General features: G+C 68.8%; 16 protein-coding genes and 1 pseudogene. 12 read left to right on the top strand and 5 right to left on the bottom strand.

What is annotated here, in order from left to right; genetic code table 11:
* Nucleotides 1-82 precede the first annotated feature (82 nt).
* From serB to yczE, 3 genes are all read left to right on the top strand, one after another.
* Nucleotides 83-1303: a phosphoserine phosphatase SerB gene (gene serB / locus DTA22_RS10795; protein ID WP_005240300.1), complete on the top strand. Its 1221-nt coding sequence runs from the start codon at nt 83-85 to the stop codon at nt 1301-1303.
* Entirely contained in the window at nt 1300-2079 is a 780-nt protein-coding gene (locus DTA22_RS10790) for an aminoacyl-tRNA hydrolase (RefSeq protein ID WP_112299417.1), read from the top strand. Before serB ends, DTA22_RS10790 begins: the two co-directional genes overlap by 4 nt.
* Nucleotides 2080-2162: 83 nt before the next feature.
* Complete coding sequence (gene yczE / locus DTA22_RS37250; protein ID WP_245973304.1) at nt 2163-2864, top strand: membrane protein YczE; 702 nt, start codon at nt 2163-2165, stop codon at nt 2862-2864.
* A gap of 44 nt (nt 2865-2908) precedes the next feature.
* Here the strand turns inward: yczE and glgX are convergent.
* Nucleotides 2909-4879, bottom strand: a pseudogene (glgX, locus tag DTA22_RS10780) (glycogen debranching protein GlgX); the annotation flags it as partial.
* Between the two features lie 50 nt (nt 4880-4929).
* On the opposite strand from glgX, the gene DTA22_RS10775 reads away from it, so the two are divergent.
* The 5 genes from DTA22_RS10775 to DTA22_RS10755 all read left to right on the top strand — a co-directional run bounded on the left by DTA22_RS10775 (nt 4930) and on the right by DTA22_RS10755 (nt 9685).
* Nucleotides 4930-5754 carry an ABC transporter ATP-binding protein gene (locus tag DTA22_RS10775; protein WP_112299415.1) on the top strand — a complete coding sequence of 275 codons (825 nt, stop codon included), beginning with the start codon at nt 4930-4932 and terminating at the stop codon, nt 5752-5754.
* Between the two features lie 65 nt (nt 5755-5819).
* Nucleotides 5820-6662, top strand: a complete 843-nt coding sequence (locus DTA22_RS10770; protein WP_112299414.1) for an NUDIX hydrolase — start codon at nt 5820-5822, stop codon at nt 6660-6662.
* Nucleotides 6663-6719: 57 nt separating this feature from the next.
* Nucleotides 6720-7499, top strand: coding sequence for an enoyl-CoA hydratase/isomerase family protein (locus DTA22_RS10765; RefSeq protein ID WP_037245385.1), 780 nt, complete (start codon nt 6720-6722; stop codon nt 7497-7499).
* A gap of 55 nt (nt 7500-7554) precedes the next feature.
* The gene (locus tag DTA22_RS10760; protein ID WP_007296833.1) at nt 7555-8526 is read left to right on the top strand and encodes a class I SAM-dependent methyltransferase; all 972 of its coding nucleotides are present in this window, start codon (nt 7555-7557) and stop codon (nt 8524-8526) included.
* Nucleotide 8527: 1 nt separating this feature from the next.
* Entirely contained in the window at nt 8528-9685 is a 1158-nt protein-coding gene (locus DTA22_RS10755; protein WP_112299413.1) for a THUMP-like domain-containing protein, read from the top strand.
* A 39-nt stretch (nt 9686-9724) separates the two neighbouring features.
* Here DTA22_RS10755 and DTA22_RS10750 read toward each other — a convergent pair whose 3' ends face one another.
* Complete coding sequence (locus tag DTA22_RS10750) at nt 9725-11032, bottom strand: outer membrane protein assembly factor BamB family protein (protein WP_112299412.1); 1308 nt, start codon at nt 11030-11032, stop codon at nt 9725-9727.
* Nucleotides 11033-11171: 139 nt separating this feature from the next.
* On the opposite strand from DTA22_RS10750, the gene DTA22_RS10745 reads away from it, so the two are divergent.
* Nucleotides 11172-11915 (top strand): acyltransferase, encoded by a 744-nt coding sequence (locus DTA22_RS10745; protein WP_005240319.1) that lies wholly within the window; start codon nt 11172-11174, stop codon nt 11913-11915.
* A 25-nt stretch (nt 11916-11940) separates the two neighbouring features.
* Nucleotides 11941-12198, top strand: coding sequence for a DUF3253 domain-containing protein (locus DTA22_RS10740; RefSeq protein ID WP_037245391.1), 258 nt, complete (start codon nt 11941-11943; stop codon nt 12196-12198).
* 8 nt (nt 12199-12206) lie between these two features.
* On the opposite strand, the gene DTA22_RS10735 is transcribed toward DTA22_RS10740, so the two are convergent.
* From DTA22_RS10735 to DTA22_RS10725, 3 genes are read right to left on the bottom strand one after another with little or no spacing between them, the layout of a single operon-like run.
* Complete coding sequence (locus DTA22_RS10735; RefSeq protein ID WP_112299411.1) at nt 12207-13451, bottom strand: glycosyltransferase family 4 protein; 1245 nt, start codon at nt 13449-13451, stop codon at nt 12207-12209.
* Nucleotides 13448-15046, bottom strand: a complete 1599-nt coding sequence (locus DTA22_RS10730; protein ID WP_174233786.1) for a 1,4-alpha-glucan branching protein domain-containing protein — start codon at nt 15044-15046, stop codon at nt 13448-13450. The genes DTA22_RS10735 and DTA22_RS10730 overlap by 4 nt, the downstream gene beginning before the upstream one ends.
* A complete protein-coding gene (locus DTA22_RS10725; protein WP_112299410.1) occupies nt 15043-15870 on the bottom strand; it encodes a class I SAM-dependent methyltransferase in 828 nt (275 codons plus the stop codon). Before DTA22_RS10725 ends, DTA22_RS10730 begins: the two co-directional genes overlap by 4 nt.
* 241 nt (nt 15871-16111) lie before the next feature.
* Between DTA22_RS10725 and DTA22_RS10720 the strand changes: the two genes are divergently transcribed.
* Both DTA22_RS10720 and DTA22_RS10715 read left to right on the top strand, forming a co-directional pair.
* Complete coding sequence (locus DTA22_RS10720) at nt 16112-16912, top strand: electron transfer flavoprotein subunit beta/FixA family protein (RefSeq protein ID WP_037245401.1); 801 nt, start codon at nt 16112-16114, stop codon at nt 16910-16912.
* 46 nt (nt 16913-16958) lie between these two features.
* Complete coding sequence (locus DTA22_RS10715) at nt 16959-17915, top strand: electron transfer flavoprotein subunit alpha/FixB family protein (RefSeq protein WP_005240335.1); 957 nt, start codon at nt 16959-16961, stop codon at nt 17913-17915.
* The last annotated feature ends 105 nt before the right edge of the window (nt 17916-18020 follow it).

The following is an 18020-nucleotide window of genomic DNA, read 5'->3' as shown; positions in this document are numbered from 1 at the left end:
CGCCCCCACACCGGGCGGGGCCTTTCACTTGGCACAATGGGTGCCGGACAAGCCGCGCGAGCAACATGATCGGAGTACATCGGTGGGTGCAGCTGACACCACTGTTCTGGTGACCGTGACGGGCCCCGACCGACCCGGCGTCACCTCGGTGCTCTTCGGGTCGCTCTCCCGTCACGACGTGAGCCTTCTCGACGTGGAGCAGGTGGTGATCCGCGGGCGACTGACCCTCGGTGTCCTGGTGGCCTGCCCCGAGAACGGGGAAGCGCTGCAGGAGGAACTCGAAGAGGCGATGGCCACCGTCGGGATGTCGGTGGACGTCGAGATCGGTGCCGATCCCGGCAGGCAGTCGCTGTCCACCCATGCGGTGGTCGTCCTCGGTAGTCCGGTGTCGGCTCGCGCACTGCGTTCGGTGGCGCGGGAGATGGCGACGCTCGGGGTCAACATCGACTCGATCCGCGGTGTCGCCGACTACCCGGTGACGGGCCTCGAACTCCTCGTGAGCGCTCCCGGCACGGCGGAGGCGGACAAGAGTCTGCGCACCGTGCTGGCAGAAGTGGCCGTGCGCGAGAACGTCGACATCGCGGTCGAGCGCGGGGGACTGGCCCGGCGCGCCAAACGGCTCATCGTGTTCGACGTCGACTCGACCCTCGTCCAGGGCGAGGTCATCGAGATGCTCGCCGCTCGCGCGGGTGTCGAGGACGAGGTGCGCGCCGTCACCGAATCGGCGATGCGCGGCGAGATCGACTTCACCGAATCCCTGCACCAGCGGGTCGCGACCCTCGCCGGCCTCGACGCCTCCGTGATCGACGACGTCGCGGAAAACTTGGAACTGACACCGGGCGCCCGCACCACCATCCGTACGCTGCGCAGGCTGGGCTTCCACTGCGGTGTGGTGTCCGGCGGTTTCCGGCAGGTCATCGAGGGTCTGGCCCACGAACTGGAACTGGACTTCGTGCAGGCCAACACGCTGGAGATCGTGGACGGCAAGCTCACCGGCCGGGTGATCGGCGACATCGTGGATCGGGCCGCGAAGGCGACCGCACTGCGCAAGTTCGCCGCTCAGGTCGGCGTCCCGATGGAGCAGACGGTGGCGGTCGGCGACGGAGCCAACGACATCGACATGCTCAACGCCGCCGGCCTGGGAATCGCGTTCAACGCCAAGCCCGCTCTGCGGGAGGTCGCGGACACCGCACTCTCGCACCCCTTCCTCGATGCGGTGCTGTTCATCCTCGGGGTCACCCGCGACGAGGTCGAGGCCGCGGACGCGGTGGACGGCGTGGTGCGACGAGTCCCGCTGTCGTGACGGAATCGTGCCGGGACGCGGTCACCGGGGAGACCGGTGACGAGACCCTCTGGGCGGCGCGTCACGCCGTCCTCGCGGCCGGATACGGCGGCCGGCCGGATCCGGACGACCCGGCGCAGGTTCTCGCCATGCCGATCGTGCTGCACATTCCGAAGGCCGACCCCCCGCCGCGTAGTGCTCTGCTCGAAGCTGCCGCGACCGCGGCGGTGGCGTTGTGCCTCGACCCCCGCGTCGGCCCCGACGAGACGGGCGCGCCCGGACCGTGGCAGGAGGACTACCTCGCCTGGATCGGGTCCCGGATCCGCAAGGTGTCCCGGCGGGCGCGGGGAGCGGGGTGGCGTGCGGCGCAGGAGGTCGAGGGGATCACCGTCGACGTCGACGGTGCGCAGGCCCGCGCACTCGTGCCCGTCGCCGTCGGCGCGCTCGATCCCCGCATCCGGAAATTGCAGATCGGCGGCACCGATCTCGACCACGACGATCCCGGGGAGATCCCGGACGGGATTCCGGTGCTGTGGATCAACTCCGCCCTGGACATGACGGTAGGAAAGGCCGCGGCGCAGGTCGGGCACGCGTCGATGCTGCTCGCGGGCGCGATGACCACCGAGCAGGCACGCGCGTGGGCGGCCACCGGCTACCGCTGCGCGGTGCGGGACGCCGACGTCGGACTGTGGGAAGAGCTGACCATCGAGGTGGTGCGGGCCAGGGCGATCGCGGTGCGCGACGCCGGCTTCACCGAGGTGGCTCCCGGATCGATGACTGTGATCGCCTGCCCCTGAAGATCGATGCCTGAGACATCGTCGGTCCAGTGCCTGCGTCGTGGCTATGGGATGCGGCAGGTTTCCCCGGAACACTGACGGTCATGCTCGCTCGACGCCTGATCGCTCTGTTCGCCGGACTGTGGCTGTACGGTTTCTCGATGGCCATGATGGTCACCGCCGGCCTCGGTCTCGACCCGTGGGACGTGTTCCATCAGGGGGTCGCGGATCGCACGCCACTCAGTTTCGGTGTGGTGACCGCACTGACCGGGGTTGTGGTGCTCACACTCTGGATCCCGATCCGGCAGAAACCGGGATTCGGCACGATCGCCAACGTCGTGGTCATCGCCGTGTCGGTGGACACGTCGCTCGCGTTCCTCGAACCCGCCGAGTCCCTGGTCGTGCGGATCGTGGTGATGCTCGGTGGCGTGGTCCTCAACGCGCTCGCCACCGTGCTGTACATCGGTGCGGGGATGGGCCCCGGGCCGAGGGACGGTCTCATGACCGGTCTGGTCGCCCGCACCGGGCTGTCGGTGCGGGTGATCCGCACGTCGATCGAGGTGACCGTGCTGGCCACCGGCTGGTTGCTCGGCGGCACCGTCGGGGTGGGCACCGTCGTGTACGCGCTGGGCATCGGCCCGCTCATCCAGCTGATGATGCGGTTCGGCGGCCTTTACCCGACCGCACGGAAGACGAGCAGCGTCGGACCGGACAGTGCGATCGTGGAGTCTCCGGTGATCGGGCCGCCCGGCGGCGGTGCGCCGTCGGGGGACGCCGAGTCGAATTCGGCGAGCACCGTCCCGTAGAACCATTCGGGACGGCCGAGGGTGATCACGGTGGGTCCGCCCGAGTGGAAGACGAGGAGCCAGCTGTCGTCGGTGAGCTGGTGCCCGTCCTCGGTGTGGGAGCGGATGTCGGATCCGTCGATCCACGCCTGGAGGGTGCGCCTCGAGTCGTCGTACCACGCGGGGTCGTCCATCTCCGCGCCGTCGGCGCCGAACCACACGAGGTCGGGATGGCCGGTAGGTGTGCGCCTGCCCTCGAAGAATTCCGGCTGGCGCAGGGCGGGGGAGGCGCGTCGGAGGTCGAGGGCGCGCGTGACGAAGGCGGTGAGAGTCGTGTCCCCGGTGATCCAGTCGAGCGGCCAGGAGTCTTCACGCGGGGTGTCCTCGGGGACGCAGTACGCGTTGTTGTTGCCGCCCAGTGTGTGACCGAATTCGTCGCCGGCCGTGAACATCGGCGTGCCCGTCGACAGTGCGAGCGTGGCCAGGAGTGCGCGGACGTGCCGGGACCGTGCCTCGATGATCGACGGATCCTCGGTGGGGCCTTCGACGCCGTGGTCGACGGAGTCGTTGTGATCGGCGCCGTCCCGGTTGTCCTCGCCGTTGGCCTCGTTGTGTTTGCGGACGTACGACACGAGGTCCGCGGCGGTGAACCCGTCGTGGGCGGTCACGAAATTGACGGACGCCCACGGCCGCCGGTTTCCGAACACGTCCTCGGAACCCGCCACCCGGGAGGCGAGATCGCGCACCCCGGTGCCGCCGTTCCAGAACCGTCGAACGGTATTGCGGTACTTGTCGTTCCATTCCGACCACTGGACGCCGAAGTGCCCGACCCGGTATCCGTCCGACGTGGCATCCCACGGTTCGGCGATCAGTTTGCACCGGGAGAGAACGGGATCCGCCGTGATCGCGGAGAAGATCGAAGCGCGGGAATCGAATCGGCCGCCACCGGGCCGGCCGAGAGCGGACGCGAGGTCGAACCGGAAGCCGTCGACCCCCATCTCGTGCGCCCAGTAGCGCAGGCTGTCGCCGATCATCCGGACGACGACGGGCGACTGAGCGTCGACGGTGTTCCCGCAACCGGTGATATCGATGTCGCGACCGTCGGAGTCGAGGAGGTAGTAGCCGGGGGCGTCGAGGCCGCGCCAGCTGAGGCTGATGCCGTCGACGCCCTGTTCACAGGTGTGGTTGTACACCACGTCGAGAATGACCTCGATCCCCGCGGCGTGCAGCGCGTCGACCATCGTGTGGAACTCGGTGATCTCCTCACCGGGCACCACCGCATAGCCCGGGTGGGGGGCGAAGAACGCTGCCGTGGAGTATCCCCAGTGATTGCGCATGCCCCGGGAACGCACGGTGGCCTCGGAGACGAACGCCTGAACGGGAAGAAGTTCGACCGCGGTCACCCCGAGACGGACGAGATGGCCGACGACGGCGGGTTCGGCGAGACCCAGGTACGTTCCGCGGTACTGCGGCGGCACATCGGGGTGCCGTGCGGTGAACGATCCCACGTGAAGTTCGTAGACAACGGTTTCCTCCCACGGCCTTTCGATCCGCGGTCCGCTCGTGCGGGCGTGGTCGGCCGTGACCACCGACAGCGGTGTGTGGCCCAGGCTGTCGACGCGTGACGGGCCGCCGAACGGGTCGCCGTCGTGGGAGACGAGTGCGTCGTGGTCGCCGAGTTTTCCCGTGATGCGGGTCGCCCACGGATCCAGAAGCAGCTTGGCGGGGTTGAGGCGCACGCCGCGAGCGGGGTCCCAGCGTCCGTGCGCGCGGTAGCCGTAGCGCCTGCCCGCGCCGACACCCTCGACGATGCCGTGCCAGATACCGTACGTCCGCTGAACCAGATCGATCCGCGTCTCGTCGCCGTCCTCGGAAATCAGGCACACCTGTACCAGCTCGGCGTCGGGAGCGTGAACCGCGAACTGCGTTCCGGTGCCACGCACTTTCGCTCCCAGCGGAAACGGTGATCCGGGCAGCCGCAGACTCGGCGGGAGCGACGAGATCTCGCCGGGGTGCGAATCGATGTGAGGCGACACGCAACTGATCCTGCCGTGAATGCTCGGAAGATGTGCGGGAAGATGGGTGCGTGCATGAACCTGATCCCGATCTCCTCATCGAATTCGACGACGTTCTCCTCCGCCGCGGGGGCAACACTCTGGTGGGCCCGGTCACCTGGAAGGTGGAACTCGACGAACGATGGGTCGTCCTCGGGCCGAACGGGGCAGGGAAGACGTCGTTGCTCCGGATCGCGGCCGCCGAACTGCATCCCACGAGCGGAAGTGCCTACCTTCTCGGCGAAAGACTCGGCCGGGTCGACATCAACGAACTTCGACCGCGGATCGGACTGTCCTCCTCGGCGCTCGCCAACCGGGTGCCGTCCGAGGAGGTCGTGACCGATCTCGTCGTCTCCGCCGGCTACGCGGTACTCGGGCGCTGGCGTGAGCGCTACGACGACATGGACACCGACCGTGCCGTCGAGATGCTCGAGAGCCTGGGCGCCGAGCACCTCGCGAAGCGCACGTACGGCACGCTGTCCGAGGGTGAGCGCAAACGCGTCCTCATCGCCCGTGCGCTGATGACCGACCCGGAACTGCTGCTGCTCGACGAGCCCGCCGCCGGTCTCGACCTCGGTGGGCGCGAGGAACTCGTCGCGCGCCTCACCGACCTCGCCGCCGACCCCGACGCACCCGCGACGGTCCTCATCACCCACCACGTCGAGGAGATCCCGCCGGGGTTCACTCATGCAATGCTCCTCAAGGAGGGGGAGGTGGTCTCGCAGGGGCTCCTGGATCAGGTCATCACGGCCGAGAACCTCAGCGAGGCGTTCAGCCAGTCGATCAGCCTGGACAAGGTCGACGGCCGGTTCTTCGCGCGGCGGACCCGCGTCCCCGGCGCGCACCGGCGGGGCTGAGCACCGGCGGTCACACGGGGGGACCGACTGCGACCCGCGTCACCCGGCGGCGTAGGTTCCGAGACATGGTCTCGAAGCAAGAGCAGGCGCCCCGCGACAGTACCGACGTGGCACCCAAGGACGCGTCCACCGTCATCCTCATCCGTGACGCCGCGGCAGACGTCGCGGCGCCCGGAATCGAGGTGTTCCTCCTCCGCCGGGTGAAGGGGATGGCGTTCGCCGGCGGCATGACCGTGTTCCCCGGCGGCGGGGTCGACCCGTCGGACGCCGACGCCGAGGTCGACTGGGCGGGACCGTCCGTCGACTGGTGGGCCTCGCGGTTCTCGACCGACCCGGCGCGCGCGAAGGCCCTCGTGTGCGCGGCGGTGCGCGAGACGTTCGAGGAATGCGGCGTGCTTCTCGCGGGACCGAGCGCGGACACGGTCGTGGCGGACACATCCCGGTACGCGCAGTCCCGCACACAGCTCGAGAAGCGCGAACTGTCGTTCAGCGACTTCCTGAAGCGCGAGAACCTCGTCCTGCGGGCCGACCTGCTGCGGCCCTGGGCGAATTGGATCACTCCGGTCGGCGAGGGCCGCCGCTACGACACGCGGTTCTTCGTCGCCGCCGCACCACACGGCCAGATCGCGGACGGGGCGACGTCCGAGGCCGAGGACGTGCAGTGGCAGAGTCCTGCCGCGGCACTCGCGCACTGGCAGGGCGGCGGAAGCATCCTGCTGCCGCCGACGTGGAGTCAGCTCACGGCGCTCAGCGCGTTCGGTTCGGTCGCGGAGGTGCTGGCCGCGGAGCCGGAGATCCCGGTGATCCTGCCGACGCTGATCACGGGCGAGGAGCAGCTCCGCGTGGAGTTCCCGGGACAGGACGGCTACTACGAAGCGGGTCCGCATCCGTGGGCGTCCCGCGACTGATCGCGATGCGGCGGGCCGCGAAACCGCGTCGGAGGCAGACAAGTAGCCTTTTGCCTCATGGCTGAGTTTGTCACTCTCGAGGTATCCGAAGGCATCGGCACGATCCGGCTCGCGCGCCCCCCGATGAATGCCCTGAACCGTCAGGTTCAGCAGGAGTTGCGGGCGGCGGCGCGGGAGGCGACCGTCAACGCCGACGTGAAGGCCGTCATCGTCTACGGCGGCGAGAAGGTCTTCGCCGCGGGCGCGGACGTGAAGGAAATGTCCGAGATGGACTTCGGGCAGATGTCCGACGTGATCGGCGACCTGCAGTCCGACCTCGCGGCGGTTTCCGAGATCCCGAAGCCCACCGTCGCCGCCATCACGGGGTACGCGCTCGGCGGCGGCCTGGAGGTCGCGCTGTCGGCCGACCGGCGCATCGCGGGCGACAACGCCAAGCTCGGCGTGCCGGAGATCCTTCTCGGCGTCATTCCCGGCGGCGGCGGCACCCAGCGTCTGGCCCGGCTGATCGGACCGTCCAAGGCCAAGGATCTGCTGTTCACCGGCCGGTTCGTCGACGCCGAGGAGGCTCTCGCGATCGGTCTGGTCGACGAGGTCGTGGCGCCGGACGACGTGTATGAGGCGGCCCGCACGTGGGCGTCGCAGTTCACGAAGGGTGCGGGCCGCGCCCTGGCTGCGGCAAAGGCCGCCGTGGACCGTGGGCTGGACGTCGACCTGGGTACGGGGCTCGCGGTGGAGCGTCAGCTGTTCACCTCGTTGTTCGCCACCCGGGACCGCACGATCGGGATGGAATCGTTCATCGAGAACGGCCCAGGTAAGGCTCAGTTCACGGGCGAGTAGTCTGGAGCCCGAAACTAGAACCTGTTCACTCTTACCAGCGAGTAGGATTTGCCGCATGACTGCAAGCGCCCATGACGACCCAGCTCCTCATCCGCACGCCACCGCCGAAGAGGTAGAGGCTGCGCTGAAGGACACCAAACTCGCCCAGGTGCTGTACCACGACTGGGAAGCCGAGACGTACGACGAGAAGTGGTCGATCTCGTACGACGAGCGGTGCATCGACTACGCACGCGGACGTTTCGACGCCGTCGCGGGCGATCAGCCGCTTCCCTACGAGCGGGCGCTCGAACTGGGCTGCGGCACCGGATTCTTCCTCCTCAACCTGATGCAGGGTGGAGTCGCGAAGACCGGTTCGGTCACCGACCTGTCGCCCGGCATGGTGAAGGTCGCCCTCCGCAACGCCGAGGGCCTGGGATTGTCCGTCGACGGCCGCGTCGCCGACGCCGAAACCATCCCGTACGAGGACGACACGTTCGACCTCGTCGTGGGACACGCGGTCCTGCATCACATCCCGGATGTGGAGCAGTCGCTGCGCGAGGTTCTGCGCGTCCTGAAGCCGGGCGGGCGTTTCGTGTTCGCCGGTGAGCCGACCACGATCGGCAACTTCTACGCCCGCTGGCTGGGTCGCGCGACGTGGGAGGTCACCACCCGGGTCACCAAGTTGCCGTTCCTCGCCGACTGGCGTCGACCGCAGGCGGAACTGGACGAGTCCTCGCGCGCGGCCGCGCTCGAGGCCGTCGTCGACCTCCACACGTTCGATCCGAGCGACCTCGAGAAGATCGCGAAGTCGGCAGGCGCCGAGCAGGTTCACGCGGCCACCGAGGAATTCGCCGCCGCTCTGCTCGGGTGGCCCGTCCGCACGTTCGAGGCCGCTGTGCCGCCGGAGAAGCTGGGCTGGGGCTGGGGACGTTTCGCGTTCACCGGATGGAAGACGCTCAGCTGGGTCGACGAGAAGGTTCTCCGGCACGTGGTGCCGCGGGGGTTCTTCTACAACGTCATGATCACCGGCGTGAAGCCCGGCAACTGAATTGGGCTATGCGTTCACTCCCGGGGACGTGGAGTTCCTGCAGAGCCCGGACGGGGCGGCCGCTCTCGCGGAAGTGGACGGCTTCGCACTGACCACGTCTACGCGCCTGGCCGACATCGGCCGGGCGCGTACACGTTTCGGCTCACACGGGGCGTTACTGGTGGAGACCGTGCTGTTGCGGCGGAAGGCTGCCGCCAAACTTCCCGGCACCGACACCTGGTTCTTCACGGACGATGCTCTGCAACAGGCGACGCCGCGGGTGGTCGCCGCGCACCGTGCGCTGCGGCTGAAGGACCGGGACGTCCACGACGTCACGTGCTCCATCGGTGCCGAACTGGACGCGGTGGTCGGGACGGCCGCGACCGTGATCGGCAGTGACCTCGACCCGGTCCGGCTTCTGATGGCGCAGCACAACGTTCCCGGGGCGGCCGTTCTCCGCGCCGACGCGCTCGTCCCGTGCACCCGCGGCACCGTCGTCCTCGCGGATCCGGCGCGACGGTCCGGCGGCAGGCGCACGCACGATCCCGCCGCGCTGGAACCGCCGCTGCCCGATCTGATCGACGCGTACCGCGGACGCGATCTTGCAGTGAAGTGCGCCCCGGGACTCGATTTCGACCGGCTCGGCTGGGACGGCGAAGTGGAGGTGGTGTCCCTCGACGGCGGCGTGCGCGAGGCGTGTCTGTGGTCGCCGGGACTGTCCGGTGCCGGTGTCACCCGGCGGGCGAGCGTGCTCGGCTCCGACGGCACCGCGTGGACGGTGACGGACGCCGAGGACGACGACATCCCCGAACGCGCACCGGGGCAATGGATCATCGACCCCGACGGCGCCGTCGTGCGTGCGGGCCTGGTGCGGCACTACGCCGCCCGGCACGGACTGTGGCAGCTGGATCCCCGGATCGCCTATCTCACCGGCGATTCGGTTCCCGACGGCGTGCGGGGCTTCCGCATTCTCGAACAGGTGAAGTTTTCGGAGAAGTCGCTGCGGCAGGACCTGGCGCGGCACGACTGCGGGGTGGCGGAAATCCTCGTGCGCGGCGTCGACGTCGATCCCGCGGTCCTGCGTCCCAAGTTGAAGTTGCGCGGAAGTCGTTCGCTCAGTGTGGTGATCACACGGATCGGCCGAGCCGGCGTCGCCTTCATCTGCGCTTCGCGCCCGTGAGTACTTCTCAACCGCCGGACGTTGACAAGTACTCACGGGTCAGCGGAGGACGAACAGCTCCCCGAGCAGTGTCGGGGTGAGGACGTCACCCTTCGGCCCGATGGAGGTGCCGACCGTGAACCCCTTGGCCCCGGGCAGGGTGTCCTGGTCGAGGGTTTCACCGGTTCCGGTGTCGAACGTCAGCATCGCCAGTCCGTCCGTACCCTCGCGGACCACTGCGTAACCGGTCGACCCGGCCGTCTGTGCCGGGACGCCCAGCTGCAGCAGATCCTTCCGCTCCCAGACCAGTTCGGCGTGATCGCCCTTGTCCTGCAACGCCAGCAGGTGGCCGTCGAGTCCGCCCGCGGGGATGATCAGCCCGTCCGCGGACGTGGACGGGCTGCCGGCGGCGGCGTACCCGATGTCGTAGCTCCACTTCGGATCGCCGGTCGCAGAATCGATCGCCCACAACGTGCCCCAGTTGTCGTTCGCGTAGACGACGGAGCCGTCGGCCGACAGATCGGGGCTGGACGCGCTGCCGCCCGGCAGAGTGTCGCTGGACCATTCCTGGGTGATTGCGGGGTTGTCGCCGCCGGAGTACTTCATCGCGACGAGTTCCGCCTCGGGAGCGCCGGGCGCGAAGAACGTGAAATAGAACTTGCCGGACTCGAGGTCGATGGCCGGCATGTTGGCGACCGGGCAGTCGGGGTAGCCGAAGAAGCAGCCGTTGAGGCCCTTGTCGTCGGGGAGGATGTCGACGTTCGCGCCCTCGGCGACGGACGGCGGCGGGACGAGATCGTACGGTGCCACGACCTTCTGACCGGTCTGCGTGTTCACGACGTTGATCTGGCCGAGCTGGGTGATGAAGAGGAGGTTGCCGTCGCCGGTGAACTGCGCCGACAGCGGCGTCCCGACCACCGGTGTGCGCCAACGCAGCTGGCCGTACTCGTTGAACGAGTTGATGGCGCCGTTCTCGCCCACGTACACGTTGGCGGCGCCGTCGACGATCGGCGTGGACGCCACGACACCCGGCGCGAGCTGGCGGCACCAGCGTTTGCGGCCGCTGTCCATCTGGTAGGAGAAGAGGTTGCAGCCCTTCTCGGTGCGGGCCGTGATGAAGATCTGGCCGCTGGCGGCCACCGACGCGTAATTCGCGACCGGACCGCCGAGCGGGCGAGACCAGGCGAAGGAGATGTCACGGGAACCGGTGACGGGGCTGGTGTCGCTGTTGCGGGCGTCCGCGTGCATGCCGGGCCACCCGCCCGCGGAGAAGATGTCGTCGACCTGCGTTCCGCTGCTGCAGCCGCTGAGGACGACAGCCGAGATCGTCGCCAGCGCCAGTACTGACGAACGTAGGACCCGCCGCATTACATCTCCTCGTCTTCGATAACGCTCGGCCCAGAGACTATCCCGCCGAGGCTGCGCCGATCGGCACACCCCGATGCCGGTGTCGGAGTCCGGACACACCCGAACGGGGGCGCGAGCCGTGAACGTAGGCTGACAGGCTATGACGAGCATGTGGGGCGCACCGTTGCGTACGAGGTGGCGAGGATCCCGGCGGAGCGACAGCGAGCAGGCCCGCTTCCTGACACGCGACTCGCTGCGATGGGTGCTGGCGAACAAGGCGTACACGCCGTGGTACCTCGTGCGGTACTACCGGCTCGCGAAGTTCAAGCTGGCCAACCCGCACGTGATCCTGCGCGGCATGGTGTTCCTCGGCAAGCGGGTGGAGATCCATTCGACCCCCGACCTGTCGCGGCTCGAGATCGGCCGCTGGGTCCACATCGGTGACGGCAACGCGATTCGCTGCCACGAGGGTTCGCTGCGCATCGGCGACAAGGTGGTCTTCGGCAAGGACAACGTCGTCAACACGTACCTCGACATCGAGATCGGCGCGTCGACGCTCGTGGCGGACTGGTGCTACATCACCGACTTCGACCACCGTATGGACGACGTGAACGTCCCGATCAAGGATCAGGGCATCGTGAAGGGCCCGGTCCGGATCGGCCCCGACACGTGGGTGGCGGCCAAGGTCACGGTTCTCCGCAACACGCGGGTGGGGCGGGGCTGTGTCCTCGGCGCGCATGCCGTCGTGAAGGGTGACATCCCGGACTTCAGCATCGCCGTCGGTTCACCCGCCAAGCCCGTGAAGAACCGCAAGGCCGAGTGGGAGGCGGGCGCGTCCGAACGCGCGAAGTACATCGCGGCCCTCGAAGACATCGCCCGGAAGAAGGCGGCGCAGGAGAACTGACCGGCGCGGTGGCATAGTCGGCATCATGACCGTGTCGGACAGCGAACTCGAGGAGCGCATCCGGGCGCTCCTCGACGCCCGGGCCGACAGTGCGAGCATCTGCCCGTCGGATGTCGCGCGCGCCGTGGCACCGGACGACTGGCGGCCCCTCATGGAACCGGTGCGGGAGGCCGCCCGGCGTCTGGCCGACGCAGGGGAAGTCGAGGTCACCCAGAAGGGCGCCGTGGTGGATCCGGGGTCGGCGCGGGGTCCGATCCGGATCCGGCGGGTGCGCACGGACTGAGCGCCGCGTCAGCGGCCGGGCAGCGGACGCTCGGGAATCTCCGGTCTCGCCAACGGGTGCCGCACGCGACGCTTGGCGCCCGCGTAGACGTGGACGGTGTCCTCGGCCACCGTGTGCCAGTCGAAATCGGCGGTGAGGCGGTCGCGCGCGGCCACCGCGCGCTGCTGCGCCCCGGCGGGATCGTCGAGGACCTCCCGGACCGCGGACGTGAGCCCGGTGACGTCGCCGGGGTGGAACGACATGCCGGTCTCCCCGTCGACGACCGCTTCACCGAGGCCGCCGGCGGTGGACGCCACGAGCGGGGTTCCGGAGGCGGCGGCCTCGAGGGCGATGATGCCGAACGGCTCGTACCGGCTGGGCAGGACGATGGCGTCGGCGCCGTGCAGCCACCCGAGCAGTTCGATGTGGTCGAGGTTGCCGAGGAAGTTCACGGCGCGGGCGACGCGATGGGTGCGGGCCTGCTGGTAGAGCCAGGTGAACTGGGTGCCCTCGCCGGCGATCGACAGGGTCGTCCCGGGGTGGCTGCGGCGGATGCGGGGGAGCGCGGCGATGGCGTCCTGCACACCCTTCTCGTATTCGAGGCGGCCGACGAACAGCAGTTTCGGTGGACCGGACCGTGGCGCGCGCTCGCGGAAGCTCCAGGTGGTGACGTCGATTCCGTTGCGGATCACCGTGATCGGCGGGAGCAGTGGGCCGTAGAGTGTGGTCACTTCGTCCTGCATCGATGCGGAACAGGTGATGAGAGCATCGGATTCGTTGGCCAGCCACCATTCCACCGAATGCACCTGCCGGTTGATCCGGCCGGACACCCAGCCGCTGTGCCGTCCGGCCTCGGTGGCGTGGAGCGTGGAAACCAAAGGGACGTCGTAGAATTCGGCCAACGCGATCGCGGGGTGGGCCACGAGCCAGTCGTGTGCGTGCACCACGTCCGGCTGCCAGCCCTCCCCGACACCCGGTTTGTGCAGGGCGACGCCCGCGCGCACCATCGCGTGCCCCATCGCGAGTGTCCACGCCAGCATGTCCTCGCCGAAGACGAAGTGCGCGGGGTCCTCGGCGACGGCGACCACCAGGACGCCGTCCTCGATGTGCGTGACGGTGGGATGGGTGGCGGCGTCGGTGCCCGACGGCCGCCGCGACAGCACCACCACTTCGTGTCCGGCCGCCGCGAGTTCGGTGGCCAGGTGGTGGACGTGGCGACCGAGACCGCCGACGACGACGGGTGGGTACTCCCACGACACGATCAGGATCTTCACGACGCCCCTCCCTCGGTGCCCGTCAGCCGCTGGTCCCTGCCGGGCAGACGGCGCGCGTCGAGCCCGGGGAACAGGCCGTCGGCGCGGTTCCATCCCTCTGCGAGTCGGTTCGCGGCCACGTCCTTGCCCGCCGACACCGCGGCGGCGATCTCGCGGGTGGCGTGCGCGTGCTTGTGTGCCCGGTCGCGGGCATACCCGGCCGCCGAATCCTTGCTGACCATGAACGCCCAGTCGCTCGACACCGTCATGAGTGCCTCCCGCAGTATCTGATCGTTCACGCGGTTCCGGAGCGCGGGACGTCCGGGGGCGGTATCGGCGTCGTGGGTCTTGTCGACGGTGTCGAGGGCGGTCGCGACCACCTCGGAGTTGAGTTGCACCAGGTCCGACACCTGATCGCCGGCCCATACCCGCCAATCCTTGCCGGATCCCCACGACGAGTTCTCGAGCTGGACGGGCTCGCCCACGTAGCCCTGCCTGCGGGCGTCGTCGAGGGTGCCGACGCGAATTCCGGCCTCGGGCAGCGCCCGCAGTACCTTCTCGAGCCATTCGGGGCCCTCGTGCCACCAGTGCCCGAACAGTTCCGTGTCGAACGCGGCGACGACGAGCGCGGGCCGTCCGATGCGCTCGGACTCGTCGCGCAGCCGCTTGCGGACGGTGGCGACGAAGTCGGCCACGTGCCGATCGACCGCGGCCGACGCGAGCGCGGGGTCGTACGGCGCCTTGTCGGCCGAGTCGACCGTGCGGCCGGTCACCCGGGCCGGTTTGAGGCCCGTGTCGTGGTCGTACGTGTGGAAGTCGCGGTAGGCGCCGTGCCCGGGATAGCCCGACTTCGGGGACCACACCCGGTAGCTCACCTGCAGGTCGCGGCCGAACGCGACCACATCGGACTCACGGACCGGCCTGCCGAGCGACGTGTCGCCCCGCAGGGCGGGACCGTCGACCATGAAATGAGTGACGCCCGCCTCGGCGTATCCGGTCTCCATGCCGGGGGTGTACCCGCATTCGGGCCCCCAGATACCTGTCGGGGTGCAGTTCCACCGAGCGGCCGCATCGGCGAGTCCCTCGCGGAGGGAGTAGGCGCGCAACCGCGGATCGAGCAGCGGCTGGAACGGGTGGGCCAGCGGGCCGCCGAGCAGTTCGAACGCCTCGCGGTCGAGAAGGTCGCGCAGGACGGGTGAGCCGCCGTGCCGCCAGCGCAGCTCGAAGTCGGCGAGTGCGGCAGCGGACGCGCGGTGCTCGCGGGCACCGAGATCGCGGTGCGCGTCGTCGGGCATGCCTGCCGCCTCGTGCGCGCGGATCTGCCAGTTCCCGAGCCAGTGGTGCATTCCCGCCAGACAGTGCGGATCATCGAGCTGAGCTGCGAGAACGGGGGTGATACCGAGGGTCAGCAGATGCGCGCGACCCTCGTCGGACAGTCGCCGCAGCATCGCGGTGAGGGGGAGGTACGACGCCGCCCACGACTGGTACAGCCACTCCTCGCCCACCGGCCACCGGCCGTGGTTGGCGAGCCAGGGCAGGTGGGAGTGCAGGACCAGGCAGAACATGCCCGGTTCCGTCGCGTCGCCCGCTCCGGTGCGGTTGTCGGTTTCGGTCACCGAACAGGATCTTTCACCGCGACGGCCACCAGGTCGAGGCTGTCGTCGATGTCGCCCTCGTGCAGGGCGAAATCGTCGACGGTGATGCCCTCGACGTCGCGGGTCAGTTCGTCGGGCCAGGGTTCACCGGCGAGTGCGCGGTCGATCTGCGCGCCGATGAAGGAGCCGCCGTGCTTCGCGTCGAGGGACTTCAGCCGATCGCCGTGATGGACGCCGGTCATGAGGGCGAGCGTGAACCCGGCCTCCTCGAGGAGTTCGGTCAGCTCGGCCGCGTCGAGTTCGCGGGTGTGAAACGGATTGAGCGGCGTGTCGCGGCCCGGCGAGAACGTGATGCGGTTGGGGGTGCTGACGAGCAGTTCCCCTCCGGGCGTCAGCACCCGGAAGCACTCGCGCAGGAATTGGGCCTGGTCCCACAGGTGTTCGATCACCTGGAAATTGACCACGGTGTCGACGGATTCGTCGTCGAGGGGAAGCTCCGCGAGGTTGCCGTGCAGCATCTCGACGCGGGGGTATCGCGCACGCACGTGTTCGACTGCCGAGATGTCGTAGTCGAGTCCGGTGACGCTCTGTGCCACATCGGCAATCATGTTGGCGCCGTAGCCTTCTCCGGATCCGGCCTCGAGTACCCGGCGTTCCGCGCAGCGGGGGAGGAGGTCGCGGTAGACCACCTCGTGACGCCGGAACCAGTAGTTCTCCTCGGGGATCCCGGGCACGGTCCGCTCGCCCGTGAGGGGTAGTTGCTCGTCTCCGGTCGATGGCAATTGCTCGTGACCGTGCGGGGGCAGCGGTGCGTCCTCGCGGTCGCCGACAAATGATTCGCTCACCGCTGCGAGGTTAGTGCCACCGGCAAGGTCGCTCGTCCAGGTGGTCTACATCACAGGGATGAAATGCGCTTTCGGCCGTTATGGTGAACGAGACTTTCACGCAAGTTACCGACCGGTAACTTAACGTGGGGTAATCTGTCGCAGAGCCATCGTGCGACGAAATATCGACAACGAGAGCTCGGCCCACGCGGAGCAACTCACGATAACCACGCAAGAACACACAGGAGGTCGACGAAGACCCATGACGAACATCGTTGTTTTGATCAAGCAGGTCCCCGACACGTGGTCCGAGCGCAAGCTGACCGACGGTGACTACACGCTTGACCGCGAGGCCGCCGATGCAGTGCTCGACGAGATCAACGAGCGCGCCGTCGAAGAAGCGCTCCTGATCAAGGAGGCTCAGGGCGGCGAGGTGACCGTCCTCTCCGCAGGTCCGGACCGTGCCACCGACGCCATCCGCAAGGCCCTGTCCATGGGTGCCGACAAGGCAGTGCACATCAACGACCCGGCCCTCCACGGCTCCGACGCGGTGCAGACCGCGTGGACCCTGGCCGCGGCACTCGGACAGATCACGTTCGAGAACGAAGAGCCTGCCGACCTGATCATCGCCGGTAACGAGGCCACCGACGGCCGCGTCGGCGCCGTCCCGGCCATCATCGCCGAGTACCTGGGCATCCCGCAGCTCACGCAGCTGCGCAAGCTCACGGTCGCCGACGGCACCGTCACCGGCGAGCGCGAGACCGACGAGGGCGTCTTCGGCCTCGAGGCGAGCCTGCCGGCCATCGTCAGCGTCACCGAGAAGATCAACGAGCCCCGCTTCCCCTCCTTCAAGGGCATCATGGCCGCGAAGAAGAAGGAAGTCATCGTCTACACGCTGGCCGACCTCGGTGTCGACCCGGAGACCGTCGGTGTCGCCAACGCGGGCACCACCGTCACCGCCTCCACCCCCAAGCCCCCGCGTACCGCTGGTGAGCGCATCGTCGACGAGGGCGACGGCGGCAGCAAGATCGCTGCCTACCTCGTGGGCCAGAAGATCATCTGATCGCGCCCCTCTACAGACCAGCAGACACATACAGGGAGAGTTAGACATGGCAGAAGTACTGGTGCTCGTCGAGCACGCAGAGGGTGCGCTGAAGAAGGTCAGCACCGAACTCATCACCGCCGCTCGCGCGCTCGGTGAGCCGGCCGCAGTGGTCACCGGTCCCGCCGGTACCGCCGACAAGCTGGCCGAGGGCCTCGCCGCCGCAGGCGCGGCCAAGATCTACGTCGCCGAGTCGGACGACATCGACGGCTACCTGGTCACCCCGAAGGTCGACGTGCTCGCGTCGCTCGTCGAGTCGGCTGCGCCGGCCGCGGTCATCACCGCCGCCAGCGTCGAGGGCAAGGAGGTCTCCGGACGTCTTGCTGCCCGCATCGGCTCCGGCCTGCTCGTCGACGTCGTCGACGTCAAGTCCGACGGCAGCGCCGTGCACTCCATCTTCGGTGGCGCGTTCACCGTCGACGCCAAGGCCAACGGCGACGTCCCGGTCATCTCGGTCCGTCCGGGTGCCATCGAGGCGAAGCCCGAAGCCGGCGCAGGCGAGAAGGTTTCCGTCGAGGTTCCGGCCCAGGACGAGGGCGCCGTCAAGATCACCTCGCGTGATCCGATCGTCGGTGGCGACCGTCCCGAGCTCACCGAGGCGACCGTCGTCGTCTCCGGTGGCCGTGGTGTCGGCAGCGCCGACAAGTTCTCCGTCGTCGAGGAACTCGCCGACTCGCTCGGTGCCGCCGTCGGCGCCTCGCGTGCCGCGGTCGACTCGGGCTACTACCCGGGCCAGTTCCAGGTCGGTCAGACCGGTAAGACGGTCTCCCCGCAGCTGTACATCGCGCTCGGCATCTCCGGTGCCATCCAGCACCGCGCCGGTATGCAGACGTCGAAGACCATCGTCGCCGTGAACAAGGACGAGGAAGCCCCGATCTTCGAGATCGCGGACTACGGCATCGTCGGCGACCTGTTCAACGTCGCTCCGCAGCTCACCGAGGCTGTCAAGGCTCACAAGGGCTGATTCTCGACCGACGGCGGCCCCGTTCCCTTCCCGGGAGCGGGGCCGCCGTCGTATCTTCCGTCGTTCATCCGGGCTGCATCGACACGACACCCAGGCGATGCCCTC

This window comes from Rhodococcus wratislaviensis, from assembly GCF_900455735.1.
GTDB classification, from domain to species: Bacteria; Actinomycetota; Actinomycetes; order Mycobacteriales; family Mycobacteriaceae; genus Rhodococcus_F; species Rhodococcus_F wratislaviensis.
Note: the sequence above shows the minus strand (reverse complement) of the source record. Positions and strands in the feature narration are given on the sequence as shown.